The following is a 25,870-nucleotide window of genomic DNA, read 5'->3' as shown; positions in this document are numbered from 1 at the left end:
CGCTTCGGCGGGGCTTTTTTGTTGAACCTCAGGCTAGGGTCAGCGTGCAGGTCGTGACGTCCATCTCGGCCATCACGCCAAGCGGCAGCGGCCGGTTGGGCTGGCCGTGGCCCGAGGGCCAGCCGGCCAGCACCGGGCAGCGCAGGCGAGGCAGATGGTCGGCCAGCACGGCGTCGGGGCTCTCGGCACCGCTGAAGCTGCCCACCAGCAGACCGGCGATGCGATCCAGCACGCCGGAGAGGCGCAGCTGGCTCAACATGCGGTCGACGCGGTAGGGTTCCTCGCTGATGTCCTCGATGAAGAGCAGGGCACCGTCGACGTCGGGCAGATGGGGCGTGCCGAGCAGCGCACAGAACATGGCGAGATTGCCGCCGATGAGTCGGCCTCGTGCGCGGCCTCCATGGCTGAGCGGGTGCGGCGTGGCTTGGCCGACGAGATCACCTCGCTTCCAGCCGCCGGCCAGGCGCGCGAACAGCGCGTCGGTATCCGCCTCGGAACCCGGCAGCCCCCAGTCGCTGGCCGGCATGGGCGCATGCAGGGACGGGATGCCGGCCTGGGTGCGCAGCGCATGCAGCACGGTCAGGTCGCTGTAGCCGATCAGCAGCTTGCGCGTGTGCGCCAGCAGGCCGAGGTCGATGCCATCCATCAGCCGGATGCAGCCTGCCCCCCCGCGCAGCGCCAGCACGGCGTCGAAGCACGGATCGCCGAAGGCCGTGTGAACATCGGCCAGCCGCACCGCATCGGGCGCGGCGAGGAAGTCCAGCGGTGGCGACCCGAAGCAGCTCGGCAGCAGATGCGGCTCGTAGCCACGCTCGCCCAGCCAGCCTGCGACGGGATCGAGCCGCCCGGGCTTGGGCGGACCGGCCGGCGCGATGACGGCGATGCTCGCGCCCGCGCGCAGCGGCGGGATCAGGAATTCGCCTTCAGCCATGCGTGCACCGCCGCGCCCAGGGCCGGCACCTTCCAGGTCGTCGAGGCTTCGGGATGCGGCGCGTAGCGCATGCCGAGGCTGGTGGTCAGCGCGATCAGATAGTGCAGCTCACCGTCATGCACGATGCCGGCGTCGCTGGTGTAGTTCTGGGTATTGCCGGTCTTGTGGGCGAAGCGCGCGGGGATGCCTTGCACCCAGCCCGGCAGGGCGCGCAGCGACTCGCTGCTGAGGTTGTGATGCAGCTTCTGAGCGTCCAGCGCGCGGCGGATGACGTCGCGGCTGGCGGGGCTGACCAGTTGGGGCACGGCCGGCGCGTCGGCATCCAGGCGCCACATCAGCCGCAGCGCATCCCAGGCCGTCATCTGGATCTGGCCGACGCCCGAGCCGGCGCCGTTGCCCCAGCCGCCGTCGGCCTGGGTGTTGGCGATCATCAGCCCAGGCAGGCCCGCCGCCCTGAAGACGTCGTGGATCTCGTTGTGCACCTCGCGGCCTGATTCCCGACGAATGGCGCCGCGCTCGTGCAGGTGGGCGACCAGGGCCGAGGTCGCCTCGTTGCTGCTGACGGTGATCATGTCGAACAGCCAGTCGGCGGTGGGTCGGGTCTTGCCCGCGAAGCTCAATGGCAGAGCCCAGTCGCTGCGGCCGGCGTCGACGAGGCGGCCGATGCCGACGGCCACCATCATTTTCAGCAGCGAGGCCGGATAGGGCGCCACGAAACGCGGGCCGCTGCCGAACCAGGCGGGAAATTCGATGCGGCTCCAGTCCGCACCGGGCAGCCAGGCGTAGGAGTCGCCCGTGGCATCGCGCACGTCGGCCTTGAAGGCGATGTTGTTGACCGCACCGAAGTCGGCGTTGAATTGCGCCACCAGGCCTTGGCGGTGCTCACGCGAGAACAGCACATCGGCACAGACCGGCGCTCCACCACTTCGCTGGAAGACGACCACGGCGAGGTCGATGCTGGGGAATGCATCCACCGGCTCGCCGCCGCGCAGGCTGTCGGCCGTCTGCTCGAAATGCTGGGCGCGCACGGCCGCCAGCAGGGCCTGGGCGAGGTCGTCGTTGTTCACAGACTCAGGCCTTCCAGCGGCAGCGGACTGCCGCGACCCGAGACCAGCTCGGCCACGATATTGGCCGTCGCGAAGGAGAACGTAAAACCCAGGGCGCCATGGCCGACATTGAGCCACAGCCCGGGCACGCCGCTGGCGCCGAGGATGGGCGCGCCACTGGGCGTGGCCGGGCGCAGGCCGGCCCAGGGCGTGGCGCGGTCGTAGTCGGCGGCATGCGGGAAAGTGGCGCGCACCGAACGCTGCAGGGAAGCCAGGCGGCCGCCATCCAGGCTGAGGTCATCCCCGACGAGATCAACCATGGCCGCCACGCGCAGCTCCTGGCCGATGCGGGCGTAGAGGATCTTCTTCTCGAAGTCGGTCACGCTGACCTCGGGCGGGCGGTGACCGGGCTGGATGGGGGCGGTCAGGCTGTAGCCCTTGAGCGGGTAGATCGGCAGCTCGACGCCCACCGTGGCCGCCAGCGCCCGGCTGTGCAGGCCGGCCGCCAGCACGACGGCATCCGCGCCGATGCCGCCCATGCGGGTCTGCACGCCCAGCACGGCGCCCTGGGCGTCGCGCTGCAGGCCGTCGACGGGTGCACCGACGCGGCCGCGGAAGCGCTCGTGCTGGCCCAGCCTTTCGTACAAGGCCGCGCAGAAGGCGTGGCAGTCGGCCACCGCTTCGCCGGGCGTGAAGATGCCGCCGGCCAGCGTGGCTTCGGTGTCGGCGAGGGCCGGCTCCAGCGCCACGCAGTCGTCATGCGACAGGGCCTGCTCGGCGCCGCTGCCCTTCACGCGAGCCGCCACGCGGGCGAACTCCGCCGGCTTGCGGTAGACCACCAGCTTGCCCGGCGTGCGCAGCGCGATGTTGTCGCCGAGCTGCGCCTCGGCCTGCAGGCGGGCGAAGGAGGCCTGGCTGTAGGCACCCAGGGCCAGCAGCCTCTCGGTGGTGCGCCGATTCACCGGCCCGCGGCAGTTGCGCAGGAAGGCGATCAACCACGACCACTGCGCCCAGCTCGCCTCGGGCTTGAAGCGCAGCGGGCCGTCGGGGTCGAGCAACCAGCGCAGCGCCTTCAGCGGCACGCCGGCGTCGGCCAGCGGCGACACATAGCGATAGCTGAGCTGCCCGCCGTTGGCGCGGCTGGCGCCCTGGGCCACCTCGCCGTCGCGTTCGATCAGGGTCACGCCGTGCCCCCGTTCCAGCAGCGCCCAGGCGGTGGTCAGGCCCACCACGCCGCCGCCGATCACCACGCAATGCTTCATCCTGCCCTTGGAGCCTTGTCTTGGCCGGCAGCGTAAAGACGGCCGGCCTCAGGGACCAATGAAAGCGACGGCTGCGGCCATCACCGGGCGTTATGGTCAAAGCCCCGGCGTGGGCTTGGCGCGGCGCTGGAAATGCGCATCGAAGGCCTCGCGGTAGGCGCGCTGGGTGTCGGGCGGCAACGTCATCTGCAGGGTCTCGCGCAGCATGGCGGCACCGGCCGGCGTGCCCACGGTCCTGTCGATGAGGCGGATGGCGGCATGGCCCCAGGGCGTGCGCGGGCAAGCGACGCCGCTGGGCACGGGTTCGTTGAGGCCACGCAGCGGCAGCGCCACCAGAGGCAGCTCGGCACCGCGCTGGCTGCCCAGGGCGACAAGGACGTTGGGGTATTCGAAGGTGTAGTCGGCACGATCCTGCGCCAGCATGGGCAGCAGATTGCTGCCGAAGTCGGCGCCCATCACATGGTCCAGCAGCTTGCCGCTGGCGAGCTGGGCATCCAGGGCCGCGCCATAGCTGCGACCCTGAGCGACCACGCCGCGCAGCGATGCGTCGGCCAGCAGGGCCGGCAGGATGACGGCGCCCTGGGCGTCCAGCGGCAGCGCGTCGCGACGCTCGCGGCGCACGACGAGCTGGGGCGGCGGCATCAGCCACAGCGTGCTGAAGTAGGCCAGGCGCTCGCGCTCGGGCAGGCGCACCGCGCTGGCGATGCAGGCCTTCTCGCCCTGGCGGATCAGCGCCCAGCTGCGCTCGGCGTTGGCCGTGGCGCGCTTGAGCTCGACGCGGCCCAGATGGTCCTGCAGCCAGTTCGCGATCATGTCGGAGGGGCGCACGAGGTTGTCACCCTCGCGCTTCGCGAGGGTGTCGCTGTTCAGCCAGACGATGCTGTCCACGACCGGCTCGGCCGCGACGGCAGAACCGGCGATCAGCAGCAGGCCGCCCAGGGTGGCGGCGCTCCGACGCATGGCGCGACTCAGCCCGCCAGCACGGCGGCCATGGCTTGCGCCGTGGCCTCGACGTTGCGCGTGTTCAGGCCGGCCACGCACATGCGGCCGGAGCGCAGGATGTAGACGCCGAACTCGGTCTTGAGCCGTTCCGCCTGGTCGGCGGTCAGACCGGTATAGCTGAACATGCCGCGCTGGGTCAGGAAGTAGCTGAAGTCGCGACCCGGCAGCTTGGCAACGAGGACGTCGTGCAGCTGGCGGCGCATGGCCTGGATGCGCTCGCGCATCTCCTTGACCTCGGCCTCCCACATGGCGCGCAGCTTGGGATCGGTCAGCACCTTGGCGACGATCTGGCCGCCATGCATGGGCGGGTTGGAGTAGTTGCGGCGGATCATGAACTTCATCTGGCCGAGCACGCGCGCCGCCTGGTCGGCGTCGGGGCAGACCACGCTCAGCCCTCCGCAGCGCTCGCCGTACAGGCTCATGCTCTTGGAGAAGCTGTTGGCGATCAGGAAGGAGAGGCCCTCGTCGGCCAGCAGGCGCGGCGCGAAGGCGTCTTCACTGATGCCGTCGCCATAGCCCTGGTAGGCCAGGTCCAGGAAGGGCAGCAGCTGGCGCTCGCGGATGACGGGCACCAGGGCGCGCCACTGGTCCTGCGTCAGGTCGACGCCGGTGGGGTTGTGGCAGCAGGCGTGCATCAGCACGACGCTGCGGGTCGGCAGCTGCTTGAAGAACGCCAGCAGATCGTCGAAGCGCACGCCCCCGGTGGCGGGGTCGTAGTAGGGATAGGTCTCGCAGCTGTGGCCCGAGCCCTCGAAGACGGCGCGGTGGTTGTCCCAGGTCGGGTCGGACAGGTAGATCTTGCTGTCGGGGAAATAGCGCTTGAGCAGGTCGGCGCCGACCTTGAGGCCGCCGCTGGAACCCACGCCCTGGATGGTGGCGATGCGGCCGGCAGCGATGGCCGGATGCTCAGCGCCGAACAGCAGGGCCTGCACGGCGCTGCGGAAGTTGGCGGCGCCTTCCATGGGCAGATAGGGCCGGGCACCGGCAGCCTCGACGACGGCCAGCTCGGCGGCGCGCACCGACGGCAGCATGGGGATGCGGCCGTCGTTGTCGAAATAGATGCCGATGGACAGGTTGATCTTGCCGGCGCGGGGATCCTTCTGGAAAGCCTCGTTGAGGCTCAGGATGGGATCGCCGGCATAGGCGTCGACGTGCTCGAACATGGGGCTGGCTCCGTTGGGGAGCCGCGATTATCCAGGGCGGCGCCGACCGCCTCCCCTCAGCGCGCCTTGCGCAGCTCCATCAGATGCTGGGAGTCGTTGATCCAGACGGCGCGCGCGGCTCCGGTGGAGCTCTTGGGCAGGTCCTTGTCGGCGGCAGGCGCCCTGGACGGCAGCTTGGCGGCGTCCTCCCAGATCCAGGCATTGCAGACCTGCCTGTCCTTGCAGGCCGCCACGCCGGCGGCCTTCAGGCCGGCCTGGTCGGTATTGGCGCTGCACAGCACCAGGGCGACCTGCTCGCTGCGGTCCTTGGTGCTGCAGTCGGCATGGGCGCCGGCGCTGATCAGGCCCAGCAGGCCGACGGCCAGCGTGCGCGAGACGGTGATTGGCATGGGGAACTTTCGGGTGCGGGAAAGGCGCGAGGCGCCAACGAAAAAGACCGGCCAGCGGCCGGTCTCGATCATCCGTTCAAACGTCGGAAGCGACGCGCTCAGGCCTTGCGGCTGCGGCGGCTGGCGCCCACCAGGCCCAGGGCCACGACCACCAGGGCGATGGAAGCGGGTTCCGGCACGGTGTTCACGATGATGGCCTGCACCTTGGCGTTGATGGCGACGGGGAAGTCGCTGAAGGTGTTGACGCGCAGGATCCAGGGCGCGTTGGTCATCGGGTTGTTCGGGTTGGTCACCTCGACGCCGCAGCCGGCGCAGGGGCCGGTCACGGGCGAGAACACCAGGTTCTTCAGGAAGTTGATGTCCAGGCTGGCACCCAGGGCTTCGGCGGTCATGGCGTCGATGCCGGCGGCCTTCGAGGCTTGTGCGGAAGCCAGGGCGGCGGCTTGCGAATCAGGCAGGCCGTCGGTGGCGATGTTGATGATGGAGTTCAGGCCAGCGCTGTAGTTGGACGAACCGATCATGGCGCGGGTGATGGCGTCGATGCCGGCGGACGTGTTGGTGCTGCTGCCGGGATAGGCCATGCCGTTGACGGCCGCGACGATGCCGGCCAGGCTGCCGCCGGTGACGATCGTCGGGGCCACGACTTGCGTGGTGCCGGAGGAGAAGGTGTAGATGGTGACTTCGATGCTGCCGTCGGTGGGCAGGCCGGCCAGCGCGGCGGCATAGCCTTGGCGCATGATCTGGAAGTTGCTCGAACCGATGCTGCCGGAGGCGTCGATCAGGAAGCCGAGCTGGGTGGTCGGGGCCGCCGAGGCGGAGAAGGTGGCGGTGGCCAGGGCCAGGGACGCCAGGGCGCCACGCATGAAGCGGGAAATGAGGGACATAGGCTGCTCGTGAGAGAGTTGAAGAGAGTTTTGGCGTGTTGCCGGCTTTGCTGGGATCCCCCCTGACGTTCTTGGAGCCGCCCATGACGATTCCGCAAATCCGACCGTCCGCAAAAGCAGGCATCGTGCCAAGACAAAAAACTCATTCAGGTCAAAGACTTGCAGTCCATTCCCGATCGCGTCTTTACAAACTGCAAAATATCCCGACATCCCTAACTTGTTAGTCCACCGCAAGCCTGGGGCTGCAAATCGGCTTGCAGCCAGGCCACCCAGCGGCCATGGGGATGCGACCAACCCAGCACCCGCTCCGCGGGGGCGCCGCGTGAGGCCTGGCGCAGCGTCCACAGCGTGGCCGACGCCGCCACCTCGCCGGGCGGCAGGGCCGGCAGTGCCGGCACCGGACCGGCGCTCCGGCTCAGGGCGGGCAGCTCGCCGCAGATCCAGGCCAGCCCCCGGCTGAGCGCGAGGCGATCGACCGTCGCCCGCAGGCGGGCCAGATCGGCGTCCGACAGGTAGTACAGCACCCAGCTCGTCAGCAGCACCGGCTGCACGCCGGCGGGCAGGCCGGCCAGCCAGGGTTCGATGGCGGCGATGCAGTCGTCCGCCCGCTTCACGCTGACCGGCAAGGCCGCGATCTGGGCCGCGGCACGCGCCAGGCGCTCACGGCGTGCCGCGTCGTGGGGCCACAGGCAGGCCTGCAACCAGCGCAGGTGGGCGGGATCGCGCGGATCGACCGGCGCAGGGTCCAGCCCATGGCGCAGCGACAGCCGCCAGCCGGCTTGCTCCGGAGGCGGCGCGGCACCCAGCCAGCGCGACTCGATCTCGGCACGCCGGCCATCACGGGCCGGGCCGCGATCGTGCAGGCCGCCCCGGTCGTCGCGATAGCGCAGCGCGTACTGATCGACGCCGAGATTCAGGCCGGCGCTGCAGCCGAAGTCCAGCAGCGCCAGATGACGGGCCCCGGTCGCGCGGGCGACGTCGCCCAGGGCGGGCCAGATGGCGGCGCCGCGGGCGATCTCGTTGGTCTGCGTGGCGCCCTCGCGCAGATGACGCAGCAGCGTGGGCCACTCGCGCTCGAGACAGGCTGACAGTGCCGCAGCCAGGCCGGCATCCGGCTCGCGGCTGCCGCCGGCGCTGCGGTAATAGGCGGCCAGTTCCGGCGCGGCGCCGGCCAGCACCCGCTCGTGCAGGGCGGCGAGCAGCAGATTGACCTTGCGCTGCTCTGGCGGCGCCTGCGCCAGCAAGGCCAGCGCGCGTTCGTCGGCCGCGGCCACGTCGCACAAAGCCGCATAAAGGGGTTCCTGGCTGCTTTCTTCGCGGCCGAAGCGGCTCAGCAGGGTTGCAAGGGCTTGTCGGTCCATGCAGCCAGCATAGGCAGGGCCTGCGCCGGCTTGTGTCGGCCAGCCGACAATGTGGCATGCCCCACGACTCTGCGCTGCAACGCGTCTTCGAGGCCCATTTCCCGGGCGTCGACCTGCCCGCCGACATCGCCGCGTGCATCGCGCGCCGGCGGCTGGGCGACGGGCGCTGCCTGTTCGTGCAGGGCCAGAAGACGGCGGCCTTCTACGCGGTGGCGGCCGGCGAGATCGAGACCCGCTTCACGGCGGCCGACGGCAGGGTCTCCGTCATCGAGAACGTCGGCCCGCCACGCCTCTTTGGCCTGGCCGCCTTTGCCGCCGGCCAGCCGTCGGAGTACGAGGCCATCGCCCGCGGCGCCAGCGAGGTGCTGGTCTTCGGCCGCGAGAGCTACGCGCGGCTGATGGACGAGGTGCCCGGCTTCGCCCGTGCCCTGCTGGCCGAGTTCGCGCGCCGCTACGACGGCACGCTGCGCCTGCTGCAGGCGGCCCGCCACCAGGGCGCGGCCGAGCGCTTCGCCCAGGCCCTGGCCCAGATGGCGCGCGAACGCGGCCGGCCGGCGGGCGCGGGATGGACCGAAGTGACGGCGACGCAGGCCGAACTGGCACGCCTGGCCCATCTGTCGCGCCAGACGGCCAATGAATTGCTGGGTGCCGCCGAAGCGGCCGGGCAGGTCAGGCGCGGTCGCGGCTGCTGGTTGTGGCGGCCTCGCTGAGGCCGTCAGGAAGCGGCCAGCGCCGCCTCGATGTCGCCGCGCAGCTTTTCCGGCGGGTCATTGGGTGCAAAGCGCTTGATGACCTGGCCGTCGCGGCCGATCAGGAACTTGGTGAAGTTCCACTTGATGGCCTCGGTGCCCAGGAAGCCGGGCTTTTCGCTCTTCAGGAACTTCCACAGCGGATGGGCTTCGCTGCCGTTGACCCGGGTCTTGGCCATCATCGGGAAGCTGACGCCGTAGTTCAGCTCGCAAAAAGACGCGATCTGGTCGTTGCTGCCCGGGTCCTGGCCGCCGAATTCATTGCTCGGGAAGCCGATGATGACCAGACCCTTGGGACCGTAGTCCTCCCAGAGCTGTTCCAGGCCCTTGAATTGAGGCGTGAAGCCGCATTCGCTGGCGGTGTTGACGATGAGCAGCACCTTGCCGCGCTGCGAGGCCAGGTCGGCCGGCTCGCCGCGGATGGAAACGGCCTGGAAGTCGAACACGCTCTCGCTCATGGGCTTCCTCCCTAGAAAGGCCGCCCATGCTAACCCCGGGCTGGCCCGAGGGTTTGTAGCATGGCGCCGCCCGCGCGGCAGGCCTTCCAATCGCGCGAACTTCGAGGCCCTCCCTCAGGGACAGGCTCCGGTCAGCAACTACGGACACCCGCGCATTCATGGATCACCTGGCTTGCTTTACCCCGGCCGACCTGGTCGGCCGCACCCCGCCCGACCTCGGCAGCTTCCGCTGGAAGCTGCTGGCGCAAGGGGACTCGTGGTTCTCGAATGCGCGTGCCAAGCTCAACGCCCACGCCAATCTGCTGCAGGAACTGGTCTTCAAGGCCAATACGGTGGCCGTCAATTGCGCCGGCACGGGCAATGCGCTGTCGCATATGGTGGACCTCGAGTCCAGCCCGGAGTTCGTGCGCCTGCTCACGGGTGCAGACGCGCCGACCTGGGACGGCATCCTGCTGTCCGTCGGTGGCAACGACCTGATCGCCGCCGCCCGCACACCGGCCCAGAACTGGAACGGCGAACCCATCCCGCTGGACCTGCGCCTGCTGCGCCGCCAGACCGAATGGGGCCCACCGTCGGCCGGCGTCGCACGCTATTTCTCCGAGCCCGGCTGGGCGACCTACTCCGAATACCTGCGCGCCAACGTCAAGCACCTGCTGAGCCTGCGCGACCAGGGCCCCTCGACCGGCAAGCCCGTCTTCATGCACTGCTACGCGGTGCCCATGCCGCGCCCGGCCGGCGCCGAAGGGGGTGACGACCTGGGCGCCAGCGGCCCCTGGCTCTACCCGGCCCTGAAGGCCTACGGCGTGCCCGCCGCCGACTGGGCGGCCGTCAGCCGGCTGATGGTCTTCCATCTGGCCCAGCTGCTGAAAGGCATGGCCGCCGACAAGGAGGCCTTCCCCGGCCTCTTCATCTTCGACTCCACGGCCGTGCCGCTGGCCCTGGCCGCGCCCGGCTCGACCGGCATCAGCGGCGACTGGCACAACGAGATCCATCTCAACCACAGCGGCTGCTTCAAGATTGCCCGCGCCTGGAGCGAGGCCATCGAGATGGTGCTGGAAGGCAAGCACCTGATCCCCGCCCCCACCGGCCGCAAGGGCCGGGGCAGCAGCTCCAGCACCTGAAGCCGGGCAGGGCCGGGCTACCGGTCCTGCGGCAGGTGGTCGGTGCGCGCCAGGTCGAGCAGGTGCTCGACCTCTTCCTTGTAGTCCACGACGTTGCGCTGATGCCAGCGCCTGATCCACCACATCGTGCCCGCGACGGCCACGCCGAAGATGGTGATGGCACCGAAGGCCGACAGGCCGAAGCGTGTCATCGCCGTGTAGAAGGCGCCCAGGCCCAGGATGCAGGCCTGCTCGTTGAAGTTCTGCACCGCAATGCTGCGCCCGGCGCCCATCAGGTTGTGGCCGCGGTGCTGCAGCAGCGCATTCATCGGCACCACCATATAGCCGCCAATGCCACCCAGCAGGATCAGGAAGGGGGCGGCCACCCACACGTTGTGGATGAGGTTCATGAAGATGACCAGCAGGCCCATCGCGATGCCCAGCGGGATGACCGAGGTGGCACGGTCGAGTCGGCAGTAGGCCGAGGCGATGACGGCGCCCACGGCCGTGCCGATGGCAACGACCCCCACCAGCGAAGACGCCTGAGTCGTGCCATAGCCCAGGGCCGCGGCGGCCCAGGCCAGCACGATGTAGCGCAGATTGCCGCTGACGCCCCAGAACAGGGTCGTCGTCGCCAGCGAGATCTGGCCCAGCTTGTCCTGCCAGAGCTTGCTGTTGCAGGCGGAGAAATCACGCACCAGGCCCAGGAAGCTGTGCGCGAAGGGCTGCAGCGGCGCCGAGGTGCGCGGGATGCGCAGATTGAACAGCGCCGCCAGCACGTACAGGCCGACCAGGCTGGCAATCGCCGCCTCGGGCGCCGTGTCGATGCCCGTGTCGACCATGGGCATGTCGATCGTCAGCAGCAGGTGGGAGACACGGTCGCCGATCAGCTGGCCGCCGAGCAGCACGCCCAGGATGATGGACGTGATGGTCAGCCCCTCGATCCAGCCATTGGCCTTGACGAGCTGGGACGGCGGAAGCAGTTCGGTCAGGATGCCGTATTTGGCCGGCGAGTAGGCGGCAGCGCCCAGGCCGACGACGGCATAGGCCGCCAGCGGGTGGGTGCCGAACAGCATCATCAGGCAGCCCACCACCTTGATGCTGTTGGAGAAGAACATGACCTTGCCCTTGGGCACCGCGTCGGCGAAGGCGCCGACGAAGGGCGCGAGCACGACGTAGAAGAGGGCGAACATCGGCACCAGGGCGGCACGCTGCCACTCGGCGGCGCCGGAGGAACGCAGCAACTCGACGGCGGCGACGAACAGGGCGTTATCAGCCAGCGAGCTGAAGAACTGCGCCGACATGATGGTGTAGAAACCGCGTTTCATCGGGCGAGGCGCAATCCTGAACTGTCTCTGAGTGGTCTGCCGATCGGGTGCGGCGCGGGTTTATAGCACGCCCCTAGTTTGGCCCGACCGCCGCGCGGGCGCGCGCAAAATGCTTGCATGCCCCGTCCCATCGAAGCCCTGATCCATACCGAAGCGCTGGCCCACAACCTGGGCCGCGCCCGTGCGCAGGCCCCCAATGCCCGAGTCTGGGCCGTCGTCAAGGCCAATGCCTATGGTCATGGCATCGAGCGCGCCTTCGAGGGCCTGCGCGCCGCCGACGGCTTCGCGCTGCTGGACCTGGCCGAGGCCGAGCGCCTGCGCGCCCTGGACTGGCGCGGCCCCATCCTGCTGTTGGAAGGCGTGTTCGAGCCGCGCGACCTGGAGCTGTGCTCGCGCCTGAAGCTCTGGCATGCCGTGCATTGCGAGCAGCAGATCGACTGGTTGGCGATGCACAAGACGCATGAGCCGCACCGCGTCTTCCTGAAGTTGAACTCGGGCATGAACCGCCTCGGTTTCACGCCGGCCGCCTTCCGCGCCGCCTACGCCCGCCTGGAAGCCCTGCCCCAGGTCGACGAGATCGGGCTGATGACCCACTTCTCCGACGCCGACAGCTTGCGGCAAGGCATAGACGGCATCGCCCATCAGCTCACCGCCTTCGAGGCCGTCACCGAGGGCCTGGCCGGTGAACGCACGATCGCCAACAGCGCCGCCACGCTGCGCCACCCCGGTCGCACGGCCCAGGACTGGGTGCGCGCCGGCATCATGAGCTACGGCGGCGTGCCCGACTTCCCCGAGCATGACGCCGCCTACTGGGACCTGAAGCCGGCCATGACGCTGCGCTCCAGGATCATCGGCGTGCAGCAGATGCAGCCCGGCGACACCATCGGCTATGGCAGCGCCTTCACGGCCGAGCGGCTCACCCGCGCCGGCATCGTCGCCTGCGGCTATGCCGATGGCTACCCGCGCCATGCGCCGACGGGCACACCCGTCCTGGTCGACGGCAAGCGCACGCGCACGCTGGGCCGGGTGTCGATGGACATGCTGGCCGTCGACCTCAGCGATCTGCCGGCCAGCGGCTTTGGCAGCGAAGTGACGCTGTGGGGCGAAGGCCCGCACGGATCGCGCCTGCCCATCGACGAGGTGGCCCAGGCGGCCGGCACCATAGGCTATGAGCTGATGTGCGCCATCACGCCCCGGGTCCCCATCCGCAATGCCTGACCTGAACTGGACGCCGCGCCCGGATGAGCTCGTCTTCGACGCCATCCGCGCCAGCGGCCCCGGCGGCCAGAACGTCAACAAGGTCTCCAACGCCGTCCACCTGCGCTTCGACATCCGCGCCTCCAGCCTGCCCGACGCCGTGAAGGCGCGGCTGCTGAACTGGGCCGACCAGCGCATCACGTCGGAGGGCGTTGTCGTCATCAAGGCCCAGGATTCGCGCAGCCTGGAGCGCAACCGCGCCGACGCCGTCGCCCGCCTCATCGAGCTGGTGCAGGCCGCTGCCCACGTGCCCAAGGCGCGGCGGGCGACCAAGCCAACCTATGGCTCGCAGCAGCGCCGGCTGGAGGGCAAGTCCAAGCGCAGCGACGTCAAGGCCGGGCGGCGCAGCAAAGACTACTGACTGGCGTACTTCATACCCAGCTGATCGAACAGAAAGCTGTAGATATCCGCCATCTGATTCATGCTGATGGACAGCGAGCTGCCGATGCCATGGCCGGCGTGGGCGTTGATGCTCAGCAGCACCGGCCGGCCCGAGCCCGTCGCGGCCTGCAGCCGGGCAATCATCTTGCGCGAGTGCATGGGATTCACGCGACCATCGGTTTCGCCGGTGCCCATGAAGATGGCCGGGTAATTCGCGCCGTCCTGCACGTGGTGGTAGGGCGAGTAGGCGTACAGCGCCTGCAGCTGCTCCGGGTTCTTGACGCTGCCGAACTCGGTGACGTTGAAGGCGCCGTTCGGGTCCAGCTCCACACGCAGCATGTCGTAGATGCCGACCATCGACACGACAGCACGGAACAGCTCCGGATGCTGGGTGAAGACCGCGCCCATCAGCAGGCCGCCGTTGCTGCCGCCAATCGCCGCCATGCGGGCGTTGCTGGTGTAGCCCTTGTCGACCAGGTACGCCGCCGAGGCGGCGAAGTCGTCGAAGACGTTCTGCTTCTTCGTCAGCGCGCCCTGGGCATGCCAGTCCTCGCCGAACTCGCCGCCACCGCGCAGGTTGGCGATGACGAAGACGCCGCCGGCGTCCAGCCACATGCGCGTGGCGGCGCCCAGGAACTTGGGCACCTGGCTGACGTTGTAGCCGCCGTAGCCGTTGAGCAGCAGCGGCGCGTTGCCGTCGAGCTTGAGGCCCTTCTTGCGCACGATGTTGAGGGGAATGCGCGTGCCGTCCCTGGAGGTGGCGAACTCGCGCACGACCTCCACGTCGGCGAAGGACACCGGGCTGGTCTGGCGCAGCGGGGTCGGCGTGATCTTGCCGTCCGCATCGACGCGCATGAACTGCGGCGGCTCCAGATAGCTCTTCACGGCGACGAGCAGGCTGCCGTCGTCCATCACCTCCACCTCGTCCACGGCCGCCACCTCGGGCAGAGGCAGCTGGCCGCGGGGCTTGCCGTCCAGGCCGTAGATGGCCACGCGCGACGGGCCGCCGGCGATCTGGCGCAGATAGATGGCGTTGCCGGTGATGGTGATGTTGCCGGCGCCGAACTCGCCGCTGGGCTCGATGGCCGCGTCGGACTCGGGCACGATGACCTGGGGACGCGACAGCGTCGGGTCGTCCAGGCCGAGCTTGAGCAGCTTGCCGCGCGGCGCACCCTGGCGGGAAACGAGGTAGAGGGCGTCCGGGCCCAAGGCGGCGGCAACGATCTTGTCCTCGAAGCGCGTGATCTGGCGCGTGCTGCCGTCCTTGGCGATCAGATAGTGGGCGAACTCACCGCCGTCGCCATTGGCCACCGTCGCCACCACGCCGGCCGTGCCGGGCCGCGCGTCCAGCGCGATCTCGGCGACGCGCGGGAAGTCCTTGCCCAGCACATAGACGTCCCTGGCCGGGTCGTCACCGACGCGGTGGTAATAGATCTGCTGATAGAAGTGCCGGCGCTCCGCGGGCGCCTTGGCGCCGGGGTAGCGCGTGTACCAGAAGCCCGTGCCATCCTCGCGCCAAGCCAGGCTGCCGCCGCCGGTCGGGTACTGCACATTGGGAATGACCTTGTCGACCTGCTTGCCGGTGGTCACGTCGATGAGATGCAGGGAGCCGTCCTCGCTGCCGTTCTCCGACATCGACACCGCTACCAGCTTGCCCGTCGGCGCGGGCACATACCAGTCGATGGCCGTCGTGCCCTTGGAGTTCAGCGTGTTGGGGTCCAGCACGATGCGCGCCTTGGTGGGGTCGGCGTCCTGGCCCATCACCGCCAGCATGGGCTGCTGCTTGGGCGGCTGGTTGTAGAGGGCGAACAGCTGGCCCGGCGTGGCGTGCAGGTTGTAGAAGGCGCTAGAGCTGGCCGCGGCCTGCTTCATCAGCCAGTCGAACATCGGCTGGCGCGCCGGCAGCTTGTCGAGATAGCCGCGGGTGCGCCTGTCCTGGGCGGCGCTCCATTGCCTGACCTTGGGGTCGCCGGTCTTCTCCAGCCAGCGGTAGGGGTCCGCGACCTTGAGCTCGCCATAGCTGTCAGCGACGGGCTTCGCCGCGGTCGGCGGTGCGCCCTTGTCGGCGGCTTGGGCCAGCAGGGTGGCGCTGGCGAGTGCGAAGGCGCCGCAAAGGCGCATCCAGGCAATGGGCATGTGTTCTCCCTTTTGAGGCGGGCGCAGGGTACGCCCTTCCCGGCAAGCAGAACGTGGCGCTTTGTTAAGCCTCGCGGGCGCGCCGGCTGAACAGCAGCGGCAGGGCCAGCAGATAGAGCACGGCCGCGATGATCCAGACGCTGCCCGGCCAGGACAGCTGCGTCGCCGCGAAGCCCGCGGTGACGACCAGCGGCCCACCGATGCCGATCAGGCTGGTGAGGCTGGCCAACAGGCCCTGCAGTTCGCCCTGGTGCTGCTCGTCGACCTGGCGCGCCAGCATGGCCTGCAGCGCGGGCAGGGCCAGCCCGCCGATGGCGAACAGCGGCAGCAGCGCAAACGGCATCCAGCCCGCCACGGCCACGCCCATGCCGACGAAGCCCAGGCCATCCGCCGTCATGCCGGCCAGCAAGGCGCGCTTCTCGCCCAGCCTGGCCACCATCGGACCGGTGACGAAGGCCTGCGAGACGGCATGCAGGCCGCCGTAGCAGGCCAGCGACAGACCGGCCACCCAGGCCGTCCAGCCGTAGCGGTCCTGGCCATAGAGGATCCACAACGACGCCGGCACCTGCGACACCAGGGCGACGACGGCGAACACGCCCACCAGCGGCAGCAGCGGCGGCGCGCCCTTGAGGCGATGCAGCGCCGAGAAGGCGTTGAACTTGGAGGCGTCCAGCCTGGCTGTGCGGTGCTGGTTGGACTCGGGCAGGGCGAACCAGGCCATGGCCAGGTTCAAGGCATTCATGACCGCCGCCGCGACGAAGGGCGCACGCAGCGACCACTCACCCAGGGCTCCGCCGATCAGCGGCCCGACGACAAAGCCCAGGCCCATGGCCGCCCCCATCTGGCCGTAGCGCTTGGCGCGATCTTCCTCGGGCGTCACGTCGGTGATGTAGGCCGTGCCGACGGCCATGCTGGCGCCGGTGATGCCGGACAGCACGCGGCCGACATAGAGCCAGGCGAGGTTGGGCGCCAGCGCCATCAGCACATAGTCGGCCGCGGCACCGGCCAGCGAAGCCAGCAACACGGGCCGGCGGCCGAAGCGGTCGCTGAGCGCGCCCAGCACCGGCGAAAACAGGAACTGCATGGCCGCGTAGACCGCCAGCAGGGCGCCGTAGTGGTGGGTGGTGGCGTCGGCGCCGGCCAGCTCGCGCAGCAGGCCGGGCAGGATGGGGAACACCAGGCTCATGCCCACGGCGTCCAGCAACAGCGTCATCAGGATGACGGTCAGGGCTCGATTCATGAATACGTCTCTATCGTTGATAGAGAAGATTCTGCCTGAAGTTCTCTATCATTGCTAGAGATGACTTCCGACCGCCCTGCCCGACTGAACCGCGACGATGTGCTGCGCGCGGCCCTGGAGTTGCTGAACGAGGTCGGCATCGACGCCTTGAGCACGCGCAAGCTGGCCGAGCGCCTGGGCGTGCAGTCGCCGACGCTGTACTGGCATTTCAAGAGCAAGGCGGCCCTGCTGGACGCGATGTCGGCGGCGGTCATGCAGGAGAGCCGCGCCATCGCCACGCCAGCGCCCGACGAGTCCTGGCAGGACTGGCTGATGGAAGACGGCCGCAGCTTTCGCCGTGCCCTGCTGGCGTATCGCGACGGCGCCCGCCTGCACGCCGGTACCCGCCCCGGCGAGGCGCAGCGCGGCTCCATCGAGGCGCGCCTGACCCTGCTCTGCGCAGCCGGCTTCGAGCCCGGCGCGGCCACGGTGCTGATGATGTCGGTGGGCCGCTTCGTCGTCGGCTGGGTGCTGGAGGAGCAGTCCGCCCAGGCGCCCGACGCACCGCCGTCGTCGACGCTGCAAGGGCCGGATGCGTCGCAATATCCCTTGCTGGCTGCCGGCTGGGCGCAGACGGTGGGTGGCGATGCCGACACGCTGTTCGAGCATGCCCTGCGCCTGCTGATCAATGGCGCTAGGCCGGGCGCCGCGTCGCCACGAACAGGCTGACGAGGCAGAGCGCCATGCCGCCGACGGCCAGCGGCGTGGCCTGCCAGCCCTCCAGCGCGGCCGACACGATCAGCGCGATGACCGGCACCAGCACGCCCACCAGGGCCGCCTGCGCCGGGCCGCGGCGCTCGGCCAGCTTGTAGTACAGCGTGAAGGCGACGACCGAGCCGAAGGCGGCGAGGTAGACCAGGCTGCCCACATAGGTCCAGGCCGGGTCGAAAGGCAGACCCTGGCCCAGGCCCACGGACATCGCCAGCAGGAAGACGGCGCCATAGCCCATGCTCCAGGCCAGCACCGGGATCAGCGGCAAGCCACGGCGCGTCAGCACCAGCGTGAAGAAGCCGCCGATGACGGCAACCACGACGGCGAAAAAACTCAGGCCCAGGCCAAGGGCTGCGTTGGGCCGCGCACCGGTGGCCGCGATCTCGGGCCAGAAGATCAGCGCCACGCCCAGCACGGCACCGCTGCTGGCCACCAGGAAGCGCCGGCTCACCGGTTGGCGCCACAGCAGCCAGCCGACCCCGGCGTTCATGAACACCATCAGGCAGAACAGCACCGCCACCAGGCCGCTGGGCACCAGGCGCTCGGCCTCGTAGACGGCCCAGTAGTTGCCGGCGTACTGGATGACGCCCGTGCCCAGCATGTAGAGATGCGAATAGCCGGGCAGTTTCATCGACACGCCCCGCCAGCGCGCCAGGCCGGCCAGCATCAGCGCGGCGATCAGGAAGCGCCAGCCCACCGAGGTCAGCGCTGGCACCGACGAGGCCAGCTGGTAGAGGATGACGTGCCAGGTGCTGGCCCAGATCAGCACCGGGGCCAGGAAGAGGAACCAGGTGGGCAGGCGGCTTGCGGCTTTAGCCTCGGTCATCAGGCCGCGCGCTTGAAGGTCGCGAGCAGGGCGCCGGCCGCCACGAACAGCGAGCCGAAGACGCGGTTCAACGTCTTGATGTGGCTCTCGCTCTTCAGTGCCGCCAGCACGCGCGCGGCCAGGGCCGTATAGCCGGCCATGACGACGAGGTCGGTGAAGGCCAGCGTGCAGCCGATGACCAGGTATTGGGGCGCCAGCGGGGCATGCAGGTCCAGGAACTGCGGCACCACGGCGAGCAGGAAGACCGTGCCCTTGGGGTTGACGGCATTGACGCCCCAGCCGCGCAGCACCAGCTGGCGGCGCGGGACCTGGACGGCGCCTTCATCGGCAGCCACCAGCGGCTTGGCCGGTGCCCGCCACTGCTGCACGCCGAGGAAGATGAGATAGACCACGCCCGCCCATTTGACGAGGGCAAAGCCGAGCGACGAGGCCGCGATCAGCGCGCCCAGGCCGGCGCCGACCAGGATGACCTGGGTCACGATGCCGAGGATGAGGCCGAAGGTCATGAAATAGCCGCGCTTGAAGCCGTGCGACAGGCCGGCGCTCATGGCGGCCACGGCGCCGGCGCCGGGCGACAGGCTGATGGCCCAGGACGCCGCAAAAAAGGCCAACCACACCGAGAAATCCATGACGACTCCAACTCCAGGACAGCGAGCGGCTCAGTGTCCCACGCAGCTACATTGCCCCGATGCTGAAGGCCCTTTTCTCATTGCCCCGAAGCGTCTGGCTGCTGGGCCTGATCAGCCTCGTCAACGACAGCGCCAGCGAGCTGGTCTACCCCCTGGTGCCGCTCTATCTGAGCAGCGTGCTGATGGCCGGCCCCCGGGTGCTCGGCCTCATCGAAGGCATCGCCGAGGCCCTGGCCAGCCTGCTCAAGCTCTGGGCCGGCGTCATGGTGGACGGCAGCGGGCGCAGCAAGCCCTGGGTCGTGGCCGGTTATGGCCTCGCCGGCCTGGCAAGGCCGCTGATCGCCTTCGTGACCGGCTGGCCCTCGCTGTTGGCCCTGCGCCTGGCTGACCGCATCGCCAAGGCCGTGCGCGCCGCACCGCGCGACGCGCTGCTGGCCGCCAACATCGGCGCCGGCCAGCGCGGCCTGGCCTTCGGCCTGCATCGCGCCATGGACAACGCCGGCGCCGTCATCGGCCCGCTGCTGGCCTGGGGCCTGCTGAGCGCCGGCGTGCCGCTCGGCAAGGTCTTCCTGTGGGCCCTCATCCCGGGCGCGCTGTGCATGGCGCTGACCCTGGCTGTGCAGGAAGCACCGCCAACCGCCGCCACGCCGCCACGCTTCAGCTGGACCCTGGCCGGCCTGCCCCAGCCGCTGCGCCGCTACCTCGTCGTCGTGGCGCTGTTCACGCTGGGCAATTCCAGCAATATGTTCCTGCTGCTGCGCGCCAAGGAACTGGGCGTGGCAGCGGCCCAGGTGCCGCTGCTGTGGGCGGCGGTGTCGGGCGTGGCGGCGCTGTTCGCCGTGCCGCTGGGCGGCCTGTCGGACCGCGTCGGCCGCGTGCGCCTCCTGGTGGCCGGCTACGTCGCCTATGCGGCCTTTTATATCGGCATGGCGGTCTGGGCCGAGCCAGGTTGGCGCCTGTATCTGCTGTTCGGTCTCTACGGCATCTTCATGGCCGCCACCGAAGGCGTGGAGCGCGCCTTGCTCGCCGACATCACGCCGCCCGAACAACGCGGCACGGGCTTCGGCTGGCTCAACCTGACCATGGGCGCCATGCTGCTGCCGGCGTCGCTGCTGTTCGGCTGGCTGTGGGAGAGCAGCTCGGCGACGCTGGCCTTCGGCTTCTCGGCGGGCTGCGCGCTGGCGGCGGCCCTGCTGCTGACAGCCTGGGTGCGCCCGGCCGTGACAATGCGTTGATGGCCACGAGCAAAAGCATCTACACCTGTACCGAGTGCGGCGGCACCAGCCCGCGATGGCTGGGCAAATGCCCGCACTGCAATGCCTGGAACACGCTGACGGAGACGGCCGCCGAGCCGGCGGGCGGTGGCAAGAACCGCTACCAGTCCCTGACCAGGAGCCAGCCGGTGGCGACCCTGTCCGAGATCGAGGCCAGCGACTTCGAGCGCACGCCCACCGGCCAGGAAGAACTGGACCGGGTGCTGGGCGGCGGCATCGTCGCCGGTGGCGTCGTGCTGATCGGCGGCGACCCCGGCATCGGCAAGTCGACGCTGCTGCTGCAGGCTGTCGAGTCGCTGTCGCAAACGGTCAAGGTCCTGTACGTGACGGGCGAGGAGAGCGGCGCCCAGGTCGCCATGCGTTCGCGGCGCCTGGGCCTGGCCGGCGACAAGGTGCGCGTGCTGGCCGAGATCGGCCTGGAGAAGATCCTCGCCACCATCGAGGCCGAGGAACCCGACTTCTGCGTCATCGACTCCATCCAGACCCTGTATTCGGAGCAGCTGTCGTCGGCGCCCGGCTCGGTCGCCCAGGTGCGCGAATGCGCGGCCCAGCTGACGCGCACGGCCAAGGCGCGCGGCTGCGCCATCGTGCTGGTGGGCCATGTGACCAAGGAAGGCGCCCTGGCCGGCCCGCGCGTGCTGGAACACATCGTCGACACGGTGCTGTATTTCGAGGGTGACACCCACAGCAGCTTCCGTCTGGTGCGCGCCATCAAGAACCGCTTCGGCGCCGTCAACGAGATCGGCGTGTTCGCCATGACGGAGAAGGGGCTGAAGGGCGTGGCCAACCCCAGCGCCATCTTTCTGTCCACCCACGCCGAACCGGTGCCGGGCAGCTGCGTGCTGGTCACGCTGGAAGGCACGCGGCCCCTGCTCGTCGAGCTGCAGGCCCTGGTGGACAGTGGTGGCGTCAGCCCGCGGCGGCTGTCGGTCGGCCTGGACCGCGACCGCCTGGCCATGCTGCTGGCCGTGCTGCACCGGCACGCCGGCGTGGCCACGGGCGACCAGGACGTCTTCGTCAACGCGGTGGGCGGCGTGCGCATCAGCGAACCGGCCGCCGACCTGGCCGTGCTGCTGGCCATCCAGAGTTCCTTGCGCGGCCGCGCCCTGCCCAAGGGCTTCATCGCCTTCGGCGAGATCGGCCTGGCCGGCGAGGTGCGCCCGGCACCGCGTGGCCAGGAGCGGCTGAAGGAAGCCGCCAAACTGGGCTTCAGCGTCGCCGTGGTCCCGAAGGCCAACGCCCCCAAGAAGGCCATCGAGGGGCTGACCATCCATGCCGTCGAGCGTGTCGAGCAGGCCATCGAAGTCCTGCGCGGCCTGAACTGAGGAAATTTGGGGAAGCCAAAGCTTCGCCTTCCAAGAATGACCCGGTCATCACTTCGACCGCAACCGGGGTATTCATGCGCTTCCTTCCTCTCGCCTGCCTGCTCTTGATCTCCGCCACCGCCGCCCGGGCCGAGGGCCTCTACGTCGAAGGCGGCAGCCTCGCGCGCCGCTACGACATGACGATTCCCGGCAGCACCGGCGACTCGGCCAAGGGTCATTCGCTGTCCGGCGCGCTGCGCCTGGGCTATGAACTGGGCGACCGCTGGGCCGTCGAGGCCGGCTATGTCAATCATGGCTCGCCGGGCTACAGCTACCGGCTCGGCACACAGGATGGCCGGCTGACCAGCCACGGCCACTCCTGGCTGCTGGCCGGCCGCGCCACGCTGGCGCTGAACGAGCGCTTCGCCCTGGTCGGCCGCCTGGGCCTGGCGCGCAACCAGAGCAACTTCACCGGCACCGGCGAGGCCGCGTCCCGCGCCACCAGCGGCTCGACAACCGCCCTCTACGGCGGCATCGGCCTGGAGACGACACTCGCGCCCGGCTGGCACCTCGGCCTGGCCTGGGAGCATCTGGGCATGAGCCGCGAGAAAGGCGGCTCGGTCCTCAACGGCATCTCCACCACCTTGCGCTATTCCTTCTGATGCATCTGCTGCTGATCGAAGACGACCTGGACCTCGGCCGCGCCCTGCTCGCGGCGCTGCAGCTGCATGGCTTCAGCGTCGAGTGGTGGCGGCGCGCGGCGGATGCGCCGACGCGTCTCGATCAGCTGCAGGCCGACGCGGTGCTGCTGGACCTGGGCTTGCCCGACGGCAGCGGCTTCGAGCTGCTGGCGCGCTGGCGCCGCCAGGGGGCCGGCATGCCCATCCTCGTCATCACGGCCCAGGGCGCGCTGCAGGACCGGCTGGCCGGCCTGGACGCCGGCGCTGACGACTACCTCGTCAAGCCCTTCGCCACCGAGGAGCTGGTGTCGAGGCTGCGCGCCGTGCTGCGCCGCTGCGCTGCCCAGGCCAGCGAGGTCTGGACCCTGGGCGAGCTGCGCATCCACCCCGGCGCCCGCACGGCCGAGCTGGCGGGCGAGGCGCTGGAGCTGTCCAGGCGCGAATTCCAGCTGCTGCTGGAGCTGGCGCGCGCCGCCGGCAAGGTCGTGCCCAAAAGCCAGATCGCGCAAAAACTCGAACCCCTGGGCGAGCCGCTGAACGCGGCGGCCATCGAGATGCATGTGTTCAACCTGCGCAAGAAGCTCGGCCCCGAGCGCATCCGCACGACGCGTGGCGTGGGCTACGCCCTCGTTGCATGATCGCCTGGCTGCGTGAACCCAGCCTGATGCGCCGCAGCGCCGCCGCGCTGGGCATCGCCTTCCTGCTGGTGCTGCTGGTGCTGCTGCTGCACGACTACCTCGAGACCCGCCAGTCCTATGTGCAGGACCTGGCCATCCACAACCGCGCCGAGCTGTGGGCACCCGAACTGGCCCCGCTGACCGACGCCGCCGAAGCCGGGCGGTTGATGACCTCGCTGGCGCGCATCAACGAGCGCTGGCGGGCCCGCACCGGCCAGCCGCCCGGCCCCGTCCTCCATCAGCTGCGCGATGCCTCGGGCGCCGTGCGCGCCGCCTACCCGCCCGAGCGCGTCGAGGCCTTCGCCGCCGGCCCCGCGCCGGTCACGCAGCAGCCGGTGGGTGGCGTGACGCATTGGGTCGTCACCCAACCCGCCGGCCCCTGGACCCTGGTCATCGCCGAACCTGCCGAGCCGCTGGCGCCGCTGCTGTGGCGGCTGGCGGACGACATCCTCGACAAGCTGTTGCTGGCCCTGCCCCTGGTGCTGCTGCCGCTGGGCATCGCGCTGTGGACCGGCCTGGCCCCGCTGCGCCGCCTCACCCGGGCGCTGGCCGCGCGCGAACCGCAAGACCTGGCGCCGCTGGGCGTACAGCCGCCCCACCGCGAACTGCGCCCGCTGGCCGAGGCCTTCGAGCGCCTGCTGGCTCAGTTGCGCCGGCGCGTCGAACGCGAGCGGCGCTTTGTGCAGGAGGCCGCCCACGAGCTGCGCACGCCGCTGGCCGCGGTGACCACCCAGGCCCATGTGCTGGCCCGCGCCGAAGCGCCTGAGGCCCGCCAGCGCGCCGAGGCGGCCATGGTGCAGATGCTGCAGCGCGCCTCCCACCTCAGCCAGCAGCTGCTCGACCTGGCCGTGCTGGACGATGCCAGCGGCGGCCCGGTGCAGGCCCAGGCCGTCGACCTGGTGCCGCTGCTGGAACAGGCCCTGGCCGCGGCCGGCGAAACGGCCGTGGCCCGCGGGCTGGAACTGTCGCTGGACGCCCCCGAGGCCCTGCACACCACGCTGGCGCTGCCGGCCTGGCAGTCGGTGCTGCACAACCTGCTGGACAACGCGCTGCGCTATGTGCCGGCCGGCGGGCGCATCGAAGTGGCGCTGCGACAGGGCGCCGACGGCCTGGAGCTGCAGGTCGCCGACGACGGCCCCGGCCTGCCGCCCGAATGGCGCGAGCGCGCCTTCGACCGTTTCTGGCGCGCACCGGGCCAGGCCGTCAGCGGCAGCGGCCTGGGCCTGGCCATCGTGCGCCAGGCTGCGCTGCGGCTCGGCGGGCGGCTGCGTGTCGAAGACGGCTTGGGGGGGCGCGGGATTGCCTTTGTTCTGTGCCTTCCAAAGTCTGCTTAGGATTGGGGCTACGCACAGGAGGAGCCCCATGTCCGATCCCGCCAACCTCAGGCAGCACGTTCGCACCGACTTTCTCGCCGCCCAGCACGACGCCGACTCCCTGCCCGGTTGGGTCTTCAAGCCGGTGCAGTTCAGCCGCGGGCCGGCCGGCCTGGTGTTGAACATGAGCGACGGCGGCCTGCAGGTGATGACCAGCGCCACCGAACCGCTGACCGATGACAAATACGAGGTCGTGCTGCTGCTGGGCCGCTCCGACGTGGATGACGACGACGAGCAGGTGTCCTGGTTCAACGGCGTCGTCGAGCGCAAATGGTCGCGCCCCGTGCCCCGCATGGGCATCCTGCACGGCATGTCCTTCACGGCGCGCAACTCGACGGCCGAGCAGTTCCTGAACGGCCACAAGGACGCCCTCGAATCCGGCCAGTGGGTGCGCTGCGTGCTCTTGAAGACCAGCAAGTAGGGCCGCCATGGACCACACCGGTCGCCTGCTCGACCACGTGCATCTGCGCGTGAGCGACTTGGCGGCCAGCCGGCGCTTCTATCGCGCGGCGCTTGAGGCCATCGGCCGGCTCGAGGCCTTCGGCGAGGCGCCTGGCTGCTTCTACGCCGACGAGTTCTATGTCGATGAGGCCCAGGGCCGGGTCTCGCATCTGCACCTGGCCTTCCAGGCCCGCAGCGAGGACGAGGTGAGGCGCTTTCACGCCATGACCCTGGCCGCCGGCGGCCGCGACCATGGCACCCCGGGGCCGCGCCACTACCACCCCGGCTACTACGCGGCCTTCGTGCTGGACCCGGACGGCAACAACATCGAGGCGGTCTATCACGGGCCGACCCAGCGCTCGGCGGACAGCGTCGAGATCACACGGCTCTAGGATGTGCGCCATGAGCGCACTGCCCCAGCCCCCCTACTACGCCGTCATCTTCACCAGCCAGCGCACGCCCGTGGACGGCGGCTACGGCGACATGGCCGACCGCATGGTGGCCCTGGCCTCCGAGCAGCCGGGTTATCTCGGCGTGGAAAGCGCCCGCGGCGAGGATGGCCTGGGCATCACGGTGTCCTACTGGCGCAGCCCCGAGGACATCGCCGCCTGGCGCCGTAACGCCGAACACAAGATCGCGCGCGACACCGGCCGCAGCGACTGGTATGCGCACTACACCCTGCGCGTGGCCAAGGTCGAACGGGCCTATGCCTGGGCGCGTGAGGACGGCAGCCAGGATCCGCAGGCATGAGCCGCGACGCGCTGGGCCGCCCCGAGCTAGCGGCCGTTCCCTCGGGGGACCGCCCGACGTACTCGTCGGGCGAGGGGTCGACATGACGCCGTGGATCGGTGTCGGCCTGGCGCTGGCCGGCCTCGTCCTTGGCGGCGTGCTGCTGGGCTGGCAGGGCGTCATCTTCGCGACGACCGGCATCGTCTTCTGGCTGCTGCTGCAGATCTCCCGGCTGATGCGGGTCATGAAGACGGCCGGCGCCGCGCCGCTGGGCTCGGTGGCGAACGCCGTCATGCTGGCAGCCAAGCTGCACGCCGGCATGAAGCTGGTGGACCTGATCACGCTGGCCGGCAGCCTGGGTGTGAAGCAGGCGCCCGAGACCTTTGTCTGGCGCGACGCCGGGGGCGACGCCGTCGAAGTCAAGCTCGCGAAAGGCAAGCTCCTTGAATGGCGGCTGATCCGGGCGGACGGCTCTTCGTAAAATCGCCGTTTTTCACCCA

28 protein-coding genes are annotated in these 25,870 nt (G+C 70.0%); 14 read left to right on the top strand and 14 right to left on the bottom strand.

From position 1 onward, the window contains the following. Window positions 1–28: 28 nt before the first annotated feature. The 8 genes from AC3WOE_RS18380 to AC3WOE_RS18345 all read right to left on the bottom strand — a co-directional run bounded on the left by AC3WOE_RS18380 (window position 29) and on the right by AC3WOE_RS18345 (window position 8,038). The gene (locus AC3WOE_RS18380; RefSeq protein ID WP_492692456.1) at window positions 29–931 is read right to left on the bottom strand and encodes a S66 peptidase family protein; all 903 of its coding nucleotides are present in this window, start codon (window positions 929–931) and stop codon (window positions 29–31) included. Further along, the gene (locus AC3WOE_RS18375; RefSeq protein WP_492692454.1) at window positions 910–1,998 is read right to left on the bottom strand and encodes a serine hydrolase; all 1,089 of its coding nucleotides are present in this window, start codon (window positions 1,996–1,998) and stop codon (window positions 910–912) included. Before AC3WOE_RS18375 ends, AC3WOE_RS18380 begins: the two co-directional genes overlap by 22 nt. Continuing rightward, on the bottom strand, window positions 1,995–3,239 hold the full coding sequence (locus AC3WOE_RS18370) for a D-amino acid dehydrogenase (protein ID WP_492692452.1): 1,245 nt from the start codon (window positions 3,237–3,239) through the stop codon (window positions 1,995–1,997). Before AC3WOE_RS18370 ends, AC3WOE_RS18375 begins: the two co-directional genes overlap by 4 nt. Window positions 3,240–3,335: 96 nt before the next feature. Then, the gene (locus AC3WOE_RS18365) at window positions 3,336–4,199 is read right to left on the bottom strand and encodes a hypothetical protein (protein ID WP_492692451.1); all 864 of its coding nucleotides are present in this window, start codon (window positions 4,197–4,199) and stop codon (window positions 3,336–3,338) included. A gap of 8 nt (window positions 4,200–4,207) precedes the next feature. Next, the gene (locus tag AC3WOE_RS18360) at window positions 4,208–5,404 is read right to left on the bottom strand and encodes an amino acid aminotransferase (protein WP_492692450.1); all 1,197 of its coding nucleotides are present in this window, start codon (window positions 5,402–5,404) and stop codon (window positions 4,208–4,210) included. Window positions 5,405–5,460: 56 nt separating this feature from the next. Then, the gene (locus AC3WOE_RS18355; RefSeq protein WP_492692449.1) at window positions 5,461–5,793 is read right to left on the bottom strand and encodes a hypothetical protein; all 333 of its coding nucleotides are present in this window, start codon (window positions 5,791–5,793) and stop codon (window positions 5,461–5,463) included. Between the two features lie 98 nt (window positions 5,794–5,891). Beyond that, window positions 5,892–6,677: a VWA domain-containing protein gene (locus AC3WOE_RS18350; RefSeq protein ID WP_492692447.1), complete on the bottom strand. Its 786-nt coding sequence runs from the start codon at window positions 6,675–6,677 to the stop codon at window positions 5,892–5,894. A 212-nt stretch (window positions 6,678–6,889) separates the two neighbouring features. Continuing rightward, window positions 6,890–8,038, bottom strand: a complete 1,149-nt coding sequence (locus tag AC3WOE_RS18345) for a DUF2332 domain-containing protein (RefSeq protein ID WP_492692446.1) — start codon at window positions 8,036–8,038, stop codon at window positions 6,890–6,892. Window positions 8,039–8,094: 56 nt separating this feature from the next. On the opposite strand from AC3WOE_RS18345, the gene AC3WOE_RS18340 reads away from it, so the two are divergent. Next, window positions 8,095–8,748 (top strand): Crp/Fnr family transcriptional regulator, encoded by a 654-nt coding sequence (locus AC3WOE_RS18340; RefSeq protein WP_492692444.1) that lies wholly within the window; start codon window positions 8,095–8,097, stop codon window positions 8,746–8,748. Between the two features lie 5 nt (window positions 8,749–8,753). Here AC3WOE_RS18340 and AC3WOE_RS18335 read toward each other — a convergent pair whose 3' ends face one another. After that, window positions 8,754–9,245: a glutathione peroxidase gene (locus AC3WOE_RS18335; RefSeq protein WP_492692443.1), complete on the bottom strand. Its 492-nt coding sequence runs from the start codon at window positions 9,243–9,245 to the stop codon at window positions 8,754–8,756. Window positions 9,246–9,403: 158 nt separating this feature from the next. Here AC3WOE_RS18335 and AC3WOE_RS18330 point away from each other — a divergent pair, with 158 nt between their 5' ends. Further along, window positions 9,404–10,366 (top strand): hypothetical protein, encoded by a 963-nt coding sequence (locus tag AC3WOE_RS18330; protein ID WP_492692442.1) that lies wholly within the window; start codon window positions 9,404–9,406, stop codon window positions 10,364–10,366. A 17-nt stretch (window positions 10,367–10,383) separates the two neighbouring features. Here AC3WOE_RS18330 and lplT read toward each other — a convergent pair whose 3' ends face one another. After that, window positions 10,384–11,673, bottom strand: coding sequence for a lysophospholipid transporter LplT (gene lplT, locus AC3WOE_RS18325; RefSeq protein WP_492692441.1), 1,290 nt, complete (start codon window positions 11,671–11,673; stop codon window positions 10,384–10,386). A gap of 117 nt (window positions 11,674–11,790) precedes the next feature. Here lplT and alr point away from each other — a divergent pair, with 117 nt between their 5' ends. Continuing rightward, on the top strand, window positions 11,791–12,891 hold the full coding sequence (alr, locus tag AC3WOE_RS18320) for an alanine racemase (protein ID WP_492692440.1): 1,101 nt from the start codon (window positions 11,791–11,793) through the stop codon (window positions 12,889–12,891). Then, window positions 12,884–13,291, top strand: coding sequence for an alternative ribosome rescue aminoacyl-tRNA hydrolase ArfB (arfB, locus tag AC3WOE_RS18315; RefSeq protein WP_492692438.1), 408 nt, complete (start codon window positions 12,884–12,886; stop codon window positions 13,289–13,291). The genes alr and arfB overlap by 8 nt, the downstream gene beginning before the upstream one ends. Here arfB and AC3WOE_RS18310 read toward each other — a convergent pair. After that, a complete protein-coding gene (locus AC3WOE_RS18310) occupies window positions 13,285–15,447 on the bottom strand; it encodes a prolyl oligopeptidase family serine peptidase (protein WP_492692437.1) in 2,163 nt (720 codons plus the stop codon). The genes arfB and AC3WOE_RS18310 overlap by 7 nt on opposite strands. 64 nt (window positions 15,448–15,511) lie before the next feature. Then, a complete protein-coding gene (tet, locus tag AC3WOE_RS18305) occupies window positions 15,512–16,687 on the bottom strand; it encodes a Tet(A)/Tet(B)/Tet(C) family tetracycline efflux MFS transporter (RefSeq protein ID WP_492692436.1) in 1,176 nt (391 codons plus the stop codon). Window positions 16,688–16,747: 60 nt separating this feature from the next. Here tet and tetR point away from each other — a divergent pair, with 60 nt between their 5' ends. Continuing rightward, window positions 16,748–17,395, top strand: a complete 648-nt coding sequence (gene tetR, locus AC3WOE_RS18300; protein WP_492692435.1) for a tetracycline resistance transcriptional repressor TetR — start codon at window positions 16,748–16,750, stop codon at window positions 17,393–17,395. Here the strand turns inward: tetR and AC3WOE_RS18295 are convergent. Together AC3WOE_RS18295 and AC3WOE_RS18290 are read right to left on the bottom strand one after the other, a co-directional pair. Continuing rightward, window positions 17,361–18,263, bottom strand: coding sequence for a DMT family transporter (locus AC3WOE_RS18295; RefSeq protein WP_492692433.1), 903 nt, complete (start codon window positions 18,261–18,263; stop codon window positions 17,361–17,363). The two genes, tetR and AC3WOE_RS18295, sit on opposite strands and share 35 nt — an antisense overlap. Next, window positions 18,263–18,892: a LysE family transporter gene (locus tag AC3WOE_RS18290; RefSeq protein WP_492692432.1), complete on the bottom strand. Its 630-nt coding sequence runs from the start codon at window positions 18,890–18,892 to the stop codon at window positions 18,263–18,265. Before AC3WOE_RS18290 ends, AC3WOE_RS18295 begins: the two co-directional genes overlap by 1 nt. A 59-nt stretch (window positions 18,893–18,951) precedes the next feature. Between AC3WOE_RS18290 and AC3WOE_RS18285 the strand changes: the two genes are divergently transcribed. The 9 genes from AC3WOE_RS18285 to AC3WOE_RS18245 all read left to right on the top strand — a co-directional run bounded on the left by AC3WOE_RS18285 (window position 18,952) and on the right by AC3WOE_RS18245 (window position 25,851). Further along, window positions 18,952–20,127, top strand: coding sequence for an MFS transporter (locus AC3WOE_RS18285; RefSeq protein WP_492692430.1), 1,176 nt, complete (start codon window positions 18,952–18,954; stop codon window positions 20,125–20,127). Further along, window positions 20,127–21,491: a DNA repair protein RadA gene (gene radA, locus AC3WOE_RS18280; RefSeq protein WP_492692429.1), complete on the top strand. Its 1,365-nt coding sequence runs from the start codon at window positions 20,127–20,129 to the stop codon at window positions 21,489–21,491. The genes AC3WOE_RS18285 and radA overlap by 1 nt, the downstream gene beginning before the upstream one ends. A 74-nt stretch (window positions 21,492–21,565) precedes the next feature. After that, window positions 21,566–22,132 (top strand): outer membrane beta-barrel protein, encoded by a 567-nt coding sequence (locus tag AC3WOE_RS18275; RefSeq protein ID WP_492692428.1) that lies wholly within the window; start codon window positions 21,566–21,568, stop codon window positions 22,130–22,132. Next, the gene (locus AC3WOE_RS18270; RefSeq protein ID WP_492692427.1) at window positions 22,132–22,788 is read left to right on the top strand and encodes a response regulator transcription factor; all 657 of its coding nucleotides are present in this window, start codon (window positions 22,132–22,134) and stop codon (window positions 22,786–22,788) included. The genes AC3WOE_RS18275 and AC3WOE_RS18270 overlap by 1 nt, the downstream gene beginning before the upstream one ends. Further along, window positions 22,785–24,161, top strand: coding sequence for a sensor histidine kinase (locus tag AC3WOE_RS18265; RefSeq protein ID WP_492692426.1), 1,377 nt, complete (start codon window positions 22,785–22,787; stop codon window positions 24,159–24,161). The genes AC3WOE_RS18270 and AC3WOE_RS18265 overlap by 4 nt, the downstream gene beginning before the upstream one ends. A 28-nt stretch (window positions 24,162–24,189) precedes the next feature. Next, the gene (locus AC3WOE_RS18260; protein WP_492692424.1) at window positions 24,190–24,621 is read left to right on the top strand and encodes a hypothetical protein; all 432 of its coding nucleotides are present in this window, start codon (window positions 24,190–24,192) and stop codon (window positions 24,619–24,621) included. Window positions 24,622–24,628: 7 nt separating this feature from the next. After that, complete coding sequence (locus AC3WOE_RS18255) at window positions 24,629–25,033, top strand: VOC family protein (RefSeq protein ID WP_492692422.1); 405 nt, start codon at window positions 24,629–24,631, stop codon at window positions 25,031–25,033. Window positions 25,034–25,043: 10 nt separating this feature from the next. Continuing rightward, the gene (locus AC3WOE_RS18250; protein ID WP_492692421.1) at window positions 25,044–25,391 is read left to right on the top strand and encodes an antibiotic biosynthesis monooxygenase family protein; all 348 of its coding nucleotides are present in this window, start codon (window positions 25,044–25,046) and stop codon (window positions 25,389–25,391) included. 82 nt (window positions 25,392–25,473) lie between these two features. Continuing rightward, window positions 25,474–25,851, top strand: coding sequence for a hypothetical protein (locus tag AC3WOE_RS18245; RefSeq protein ID WP_492692419.1), 378 nt, complete (start codon window positions 25,474–25,476; stop codon window positions 25,849–25,851). Window positions 25,852–25,870 lie beyond the last annotated feature (19 nt).

It is taken from the genome of Roseateles sp. FW305-36, assembly GCF_058787015.1.
Note: the sequence above shows the minus strand (reverse complement) of the source record. Positions and strands in the feature narration are given on the sequence as shown.

Excerpts from the sequence above, each read along its gene's own strand:
- AC3WOE_RS18380 (WP_492692456.1), bottom strand. The coding sequence starts at position 931 with ATGGCTGAAGGCGAATTCCTGATCCCGCCGCTGCGCGCGGGCGCGAGC.
- AC3WOE_RS18370 (WP_492692452.1), bottom strand. The coding sequence starts at position 3,239 with ATGAAGCATTGCGTGGTGATCGGCGGCGGCGTGGTGGGCCTGACCACC.
- AC3WOE_RS18365 (WP_492692451.1), bottom strand. The coding sequence starts at position 4,199 with ATGCGTCGGAGCGCCGCCACCCTGGGCGGCCTGCTGCTGATCGCCGGT.
- AC3WOE_RS18360 (WP_492692450.1), bottom strand. The coding sequence starts at position 5,404 with ATGTTCGAGCACGTCGACGCCTATGCCGGCGATCCCATCCTGAGCCTC.
- AC3WOE_RS18355 (WP_492692449.1), bottom strand. The coding sequence starts at position 5,793 with ATGCCAATCACCGTCTCGCGCACGCTGGCCGTCGGCCTGCTGGGCCTG.
- AC3WOE_RS18350 (WP_492692447.1), bottom strand. The coding sequence starts at position 6,677 with ATGTCCCTCATTTCCCGCTTCATGCGTGGCGCCCTGGCGTCCCTGGCC.
- AC3WOE_RS18345 (WP_492692446.1), bottom strand. The coding sequence starts at position 8,038 with ATGGACCGACAAGCCCTTGCAACCCTGCTGAGCCGCTTCGGCCGCGAA.
- AC3WOE_RS18340 (WP_492692444.1), top strand. The coding sequence starts at position 8,095 with ATGCCCCACGACTCTGCGCTGCAACGCGTCTTCGAGGCCCATTTCCCG.
- AC3WOE_RS18335 (WP_492692443.1), bottom strand. The coding sequence starts at position 9,245 with ATGAGCGAGAGCGTGTTCGACTTCCAGGCCGTTTCCATCCGCGGCGAG.
- AC3WOE_RS18330 (WP_492692442.1), top strand. The coding sequence starts at position 9,404 with ATGGATCACCTGGCTTGCTTTACCCCGGCCGACCTGGTCGGCCGCACC.
- lplT (WP_492692441.1), bottom strand. The coding sequence starts at position 11,673 with ATGAAACGCGGTTTCTACACCATCATGTCGGCGCAGTTCTTCAGCTCG.
- alr (WP_492692440.1), top strand. The coding sequence starts at position 11,791 with ATGCCCCGTCCCATCGAAGCCCTGATCCATACCGAAGCGCTGGCCCAC.
- arfB (WP_492692438.1), top strand. The coding sequence starts at position 12,884 with ATGCCTGACCTGAACTGGACGCCGCGCCCGGATGAGCTCGTCTTCGAC.
- AC3WOE_RS18310 (WP_492692437.1), bottom strand. The coding sequence starts at position 15,447 with ATGCCCATTGCCTGGATGCGCCTTTGCGGCGCCTTCGCACTCGCCAGC.
- tet (WP_492692436.1), bottom strand. The coding sequence starts at position 16,687 with ATGAATCGAGCCCTGACCGTCATCCTGATGACGCTGTTGCTGGACGCC.
- tetR (WP_492692435.1), top strand. The coding sequence starts at position 16,748 with ATGACTTCCGACCGCCCTGCCCGACTGAACCGCGACGATGTGCTGCGC.
- AC3WOE_RS18295 (WP_492692433.1), bottom strand. The coding sequence starts at position 18,263 with ATGACCGAGGCTAAAGCCGCAAGCCGCCTGCCCACCTGGTTCCTCTTC.
- AC3WOE_RS18290 (WP_492692432.1), bottom strand. The coding sequence starts at position 18,892 with ATGGATTTCTCGGTGTGGTTGGCCTTTTTTGCGGCGTCCTGGGCCATC.
- AC3WOE_RS18285 (WP_492692430.1), top strand. The coding sequence starts at position 18,952 with ATGCTGAAGGCCCTTTTCTCATTGCCCCGAAGCGTCTGGCTGCTGGGC.
- radA (WP_492692429.1), top strand. The coding sequence starts at position 20,127 with ATGGCCACGAGCAAAAGCATCTACACCTGTACCGAGTGCGGCGGCACC.
- AC3WOE_RS18275 (WP_492692428.1), top strand. The coding sequence starts at position 21,566 with ATGCGCTTCCTTCCTCTCGCCTGCCTGCTCTTGATCTCCGCCACCGCC.
- AC3WOE_RS18270 (WP_492692427.1), top strand. The coding sequence starts at position 22,132 with ATGCATCTGCTGCTGATCGAAGACGACCTGGACCTCGGCCGCGCCCTG.
- AC3WOE_RS18265 (WP_492692426.1), top strand. The coding sequence starts at position 22,785 with ATGATCGCCTGGCTGCGTGAACCCAGCCTGATGCGCCGCAGCGCCGCC.
- AC3WOE_RS18260 (WP_492692424.1), top strand. The coding sequence starts at position 24,190 with ATGTCCGATCCCGCCAACCTCAGGCAGCACGTTCGCACCGACTTTCTC.
- AC3WOE_RS18255 (WP_492692422.1), top strand. The coding sequence starts at position 24,629 with ATGGACCACACCGGTCGCCTGCTCGACCACGTGCATCTGCGCGTGAGC.
- AC3WOE_RS18250 (WP_492692421.1), top strand. The coding sequence starts at position 25,044 with ATGAGCGCACTGCCCCAGCCCCCCTACTACGCCGTCATCTTCACCAGC.
- AC3WOE_RS18245 (WP_492692419.1), top strand. The coding sequence starts at position 25,474 with ATGACGCCGTGGATCGGTGTCGGCCTGGCGCTGGCCGGCCTCGTCCTT.